Annotated in this window: 3 protein-coding genes; 1 reads left to right on the top strand and 2 read right to left on the bottom strand. The window is 73.0% G+C overall.

Going from position 1 to position 4,871, the window contains the following annotated elements; genetic code table 11:
* On the top strand, positions 1–3,885 hold a 3,885-nt coding region (locus EQG76_RS05450; RefSeq protein WP_159711312.1), incomplete at its 5' end, for a translocation/assembly module TamB domain-containing protein.
* Between the two features lie 11 nt (positions 3,886–3,896).
* Here the strand turns inward: EQG76_RS05450 and EQG76_RS05455 are convergent.
* Both EQG76_RS05455 and EQG76_RS05460 read right to left on the bottom strand, forming a co-directional pair.
* Positions 3,897–4,688: an ATP-binding cassette domain-containing protein gene (locus tag EQG76_RS05455; protein ID WP_159711314.1), complete on the bottom strand. Its 792-nt coding sequence runs from the start codon at positions 4,686–4,688 to the stop codon at positions 3,897–3,899.
* The coding region (locus tag EQG76_RS05460) for an ABC transporter ATP-binding protein (RefSeq protein WP_456237659.1) at positions 4,685–4,871 on the bottom strand (187 nt) is incomplete at its 5' end. The genes EQG76_RS05460 and EQG76_RS05455, both read right to left, overlap by 4 nt.

The raw sequence follows: 4,871 nt of genomic DNA on the forward strand, positions 1-4,871 counted from the left end.
ACCCGCGAGCGGCCGGCCGCCGATCTGAGCCTGCGAGGCGAGCGGCTGGCACTGGACCGGCTGGGCCTAGCACAGCTCCAGACCGACCTGTCCCTCAAGGCCGATTCGGCGCTGGGCGAGCCCCTGGAAGGCGGCAGCTTCGATCTGCGGCTGGCGGCCGACGCACCGACCCTGGCGGGGGAGCCTCTGGGCGATGGCGGCCCGGTCACGCTGGCTGCCACCGGTGCCGCGGCCCGCGCGGGCCAGGTGCGGATCGATACGCTGGACTTGGCGGGGCTGGGTGCGAAGTTGACCGGCCAGGCCGATCTCGACACGAGCACACTCGCCGGCACCGCGTCGCTCGACGGCAGAGTGCCGTCCCTGGGGAGCTTTGCCGCCTTTTTGCCCGAGGGCTGGCAGGCGCTGGACGGCCAGGCAGCCCTGGACGCGGAGATCGACCTGACCGACGGCGGCAGCGGCGATGGCGCCAGCAGGCTCGACCTCCGGCTGACCGGGCTGGACGGCATACCGGCGGAGTTCGTGCCGCTTCTGGGCGACACGGTGACGGTCACGGCCGATGCGGTGATCGACGACTCCCGCGACATCACCCTGAACGGCTTCGCCGCCCGGCTCCGCGCCGCCGAATTCACCGGGACCGGCCGGGTGGCCCTGGCGGACGGACCGCTCGACCTGCGCCTGAACGGCGCTGTGCCCGATCTCGGCGCGCTGTCCGCCCTGGCAGGCATGGAGCTCGCCGGGCAGGCGGATCTGGACGTCCAGGCGTCCGGCACGGTGGCCGAGCCCGCGGTCCAACTGGCACTCGCCACCACCGGTCTCGGCGGCCTGCCGGCCGATCTGGCCGACCTGGTCGGCGCCTCGCCGGCGCTGACGGCAAACGCATCCAGGGCGGATGACGGCCGGCTGATCCTGTCCCGGCTGGACCTAGCCACCGCAGCCTTGGGGATCACCGGCGAGGGCAGCTTCCAGCCGGCTGACGGCACGCTGGCGGCGAAGCTGACTGGCGAGGCCGCGCAACTGGGCTCTCTCGGCCGCTGGCTGGGCGGCGAGCCGGCCGGCCGGGCGACGCTGGATCTCGTGGCGGACGGCACGGTGGAGCAGCCGGCAGCACGGCTGACCCTGCGTGCCGAGCAACTGGCAAACCTGCCTGCCCGGTTCGCCGACCTGCTGGGCCAGGAGCTGGTCCTCGAGGCCCATGGCGGGCTCGCCACGGCCGAGGATGGCTCCGGAAGGACTGCCCGGCTGGATTCGCTCGACCTGCGCACCGCCGCCCTCGCGCTCACCGGCGAGGGCCGGCTCGGCCTGGACGACCGCAGGCTGGCCGGCACGCTGCGCGCGGAGATGCCCGACCTCGACAGGGCGGCGGCCGCCGCCGGCACCGAGCTGGCCGGCAGCCTGACCCTGGACGCCACCGCCAGCGGCGACCTCGACCATCCGGCGGTGCGGGTGCAACTGGCCGGCGAAGAGGTCCAGGTAGCCGGCCGGCCACTGGGCCAGGTCCGGGCCACGCTCGATGCGGCCGACCTGATCCAGGCGCCGGCAGGCACGCTCGACCTGGCGCTGCTGGCCGACCGGACGCCCCTCACCCTGAAGACCGGCTTCGCCAAGAAGGGCGACCAGGTCGAGCTCCGCCAGGTGCAGTTGCGCGGGCTGGGCCAGGCGCGGCTGGACGGGGACCTTGCAGTGGACCTGGCTGGCCCACTCGCCAGCGGCCGGCTGGCCGGCGGGGTCGGTAGCCTGGCGGAACTGGAGCCGCTGGTGGGCCAGCCGCTGTCCGGCAGGCTGGAGCTGGACCTGCGCGCGGAGCGGGACAAAGGGCAATCGGCTAGGGCCAGCGTGCGCGGCAGCGGCATCGCCCTGCCGGGTATGATCGAGCTCGGCAGCCTCGACCTCCAGGCAGGCCTCACCGACCTCCTAGGCACGCCGAAAATCGATGCCCAGCTGGTGGCACAGGACCTGGCGCGCCCGGATGTCGACCTTGACCGCACCACCGTGCGGGCAGTGGGGCCGCTGGACGCGCTGGCAGTGACGCTCTCGACCGGCGGCCATGCCTTCGTCCCGCTCACCCTGGATGCCGCCACCACGATCCGCCGCAACAGCGAGGCGATGCGGCTGGACCTGACCCGGCTGGAGGGCGAGCTGGCCGAGCTGCCGCTGCGCCTGGAACAGCCGGCCAGGATCGAGCTGGCGCCCGGCCGCACCCGGCTCGCCGACCTCGACCTGCGCCTGGGCCAGGCCCGGCTGTCCGGCAGGGCCAGCCTCGCCGGCACAGAGGCGAGCGGCGGGCTGCGGCTGGAGGGGCTGGATCTCGCGACGCTGACAGAGCTGGGTGCGCCGCCATTGGCGGGCACGGTCGAGGCCGACCTCGCCATCGCCGGCAGCACGACGGCGCCGCGCCTCGACCTGACCGTGACCGGCCGCGGCCTCAGCGTGCAGGACGTGGCCGGGGCGCCTCCGGCACCACTGGACCTGGACCTGTCGGCCCAGACCACCGGCCGCCAGGCGACCGTCACCCTGGATCTCCAGGGCTTCGACGAGCAGCCGCTGCGTCTGGTGGCCGACCTGCCCTTGCGCCTGGCCCTGCAGCCGTTCGAGGTCGACCTGCCGATGGACGGTATGATCGGCGGCTCGCTCACCGGCCCCCTGGATCTCGCCAGGGTCGGCCGGTTCGCCGCACTGGATGGCCAGCAGATCGCCGGCCGGCTGGTCAGCGACCTGCGCTTCGGCGGCACGATCCTGCAGCCACAGGCCAATGGCAGCATCGACGTCCGCCAGGGCGGGTTCGCCGATATCACGAGCGGGGCGGCGATCCGCGACCTGAACCTGACGATCCGGGCGAGCGGGCAGCGGATCGAGCTGACCGAGCTGTCAGCGAATGGCAGCCGGTCCGGCCGGCTGACCGGCACGGGCCAGGCCAATCTGGGCGACCCGGCGCTGCCGTTCGGCACGCAACTGCGTTTCGACGAGTTCAGCCCGATCTCCAGCGACCAGATCCAGGCCCAGCTCAGCGGCACCTTCGAGGCCAGGGGCGATCGCAACGGGGCCGATCTGATCGGCCGGATCCGGGTCAACCGGGCCGACATCTCGATCCAGGACCTAGGCGGCGGGGCGCGATCGATCCCGGTGATCGAGGTGGACGATGGCAGCGGGCAGGCGAACGGCGGCCGGCCAGCGCCGCCCTATCCGGTCAATCTCGACATCGTGGTGGACATGCCCGAGCGGGTCTTCGTGCGCGGGCGCGGGCTCGACTCGGAGTGGGGCGGCCGGGTGCAGGCCAGCGGGACCGTCGCGGAGCCCGTGGTGACCGGCCAGATCGAGTTCCGGCGCGGCTTCATCGACTTCCTGGACCGCCGCTTCAACTTGACCACCGGCCGGGTGACCCTGGACGGCGCGGTGCCGCCGGACCCGGAGCTCGACATCGCCGCGGAGTTCGAGGCGAACACCCTGACCGGCATCCTGAGGGTCACCGGGCGGGCCAGCGATCCGCAGCTCGAGCTCACCAGCGACCCGGTGCGGCCGCAGGACGAGATCATGGCCGAGATCCTGTTCGGCCGCGACCTGTCGACCATCACCCCAGCCCAGGGCCTGCGCCTGGCCGCGGCCGTGAACACGCTGCGCGGCGGCGGGGGGCCCGGCATCTTCGACCGGCTGCGCCAGGGCTTGGGCGTCGACACGCTGGAGTTCGGCGGGTCCAGTCCGGAGGATGCCTCGGTGAAGGCGGGCCGCTACATCTCGGAGGACGTGTACCTGCAGGTCGAGCGCGGCGTGGCGCCGGGCTCCGGCCGGGTCGTGGTGGAAGTCGAGGTGGCGCCGAACGTCACTGTCCAGACCGAAACCACCGAGGAAGCAGAAAGCGGCTTCGGCGTCCAGTGGCGCTACGACTACTGAGGGCCGTTCAGCTAAAGGCGCGGCACTGAGGCCACGAGGCGGCGGGTGTAGGGGTGGCTGGGAGCCGAGAACAGTTCCTCGGGCCGGCCCTCTTCGACCACCGCGCCTGCCGACATCACCACGACCCGGTCGGCCACCGCCTCGACCACAGCGAGGTCGTGGCTGATGAACACATAGGTCAGGTCGTGGCGAGCCTTCAGCTCCACTAGGAGGCGCAGGACCTGGGCCTGCACCGACACATCCAGGGCCGACACCGGCTCGTCCAGCACGACCACCCTGGCACCCGCGGCGAGTGCGCGGGCAATGGCAATCCGCTGCGCCTGCCCGCCCGAGAACTCGTGCGGGTAGCGGTCGAGCATGGCCGGGTCGAGCCCCACCCCTTCCATCAGCTCCTGCAGCCGGGCCGGGTGATCGCCCGGTGGCAAGCCGGCCAGGAAGCGCAGCGGCACGGCCAGCGTCTGCCGGATCGTCCGGCGCGGGTTCAGGGACGAGATCGGGTCCTGGAACACGTACTGGACTGACCGGCCTAGCGCTGCCGGCCCATCTGCCGCCAGCCGGTCGATCGGCTGGCCCGCCACCAGGACCTGGCCGCTGCTCGGGCGGAGCAGACCGACCAGGCAGCGGGCGAGCGTGGTCTTGCCGCAGCCGGATTCGCCGACGATCCCGAGCGTCTCGCGCGGCGCCACCGCCAGGGAGACACCACACAGAGCCGTCACCGGCCCGCGCCTTTTGCCGAACAGGGCAAAGCGCGCGCGATAGGTCTTCGCCAGGTCCTGGACCTGGACCGCGGGCGTGCCGCTCATGCCTGGGCCTCCAGCGGGCCCGTGCGCAGGATGTCCTTGGCGCGCCCCAGCACCGGCACTGCCGCGATCAGGCGCCTCGTATGGGGATGGCACGGCCGGTGCAGCACGTCCAGCACCGGCCCCGTCTCGACGATCTCGCCGCCATGCATCACTGCCACGCGGTCGCAGATCCGGGCGATCACG

Source organism: Geminicoccus flavidas, assembly GCF_009806515.1.
Classification (GTDB): Bacteria; Pseudomonadota; Alphaproteobacteria; order Geminicoccales; family Geminicoccaceae; genus Geminicoccus; species Geminicoccus flavidus.

Excerpts from the sequence above, each read along its gene's own strand:
- EQG76_RS05455 (WP_159711314.1), bottom strand. The coding sequence starts at position 4,688 with ATGAGCGGCACGCCCGCGGTCCAGGTCCAGGACCTGGCGAAGACCTAT.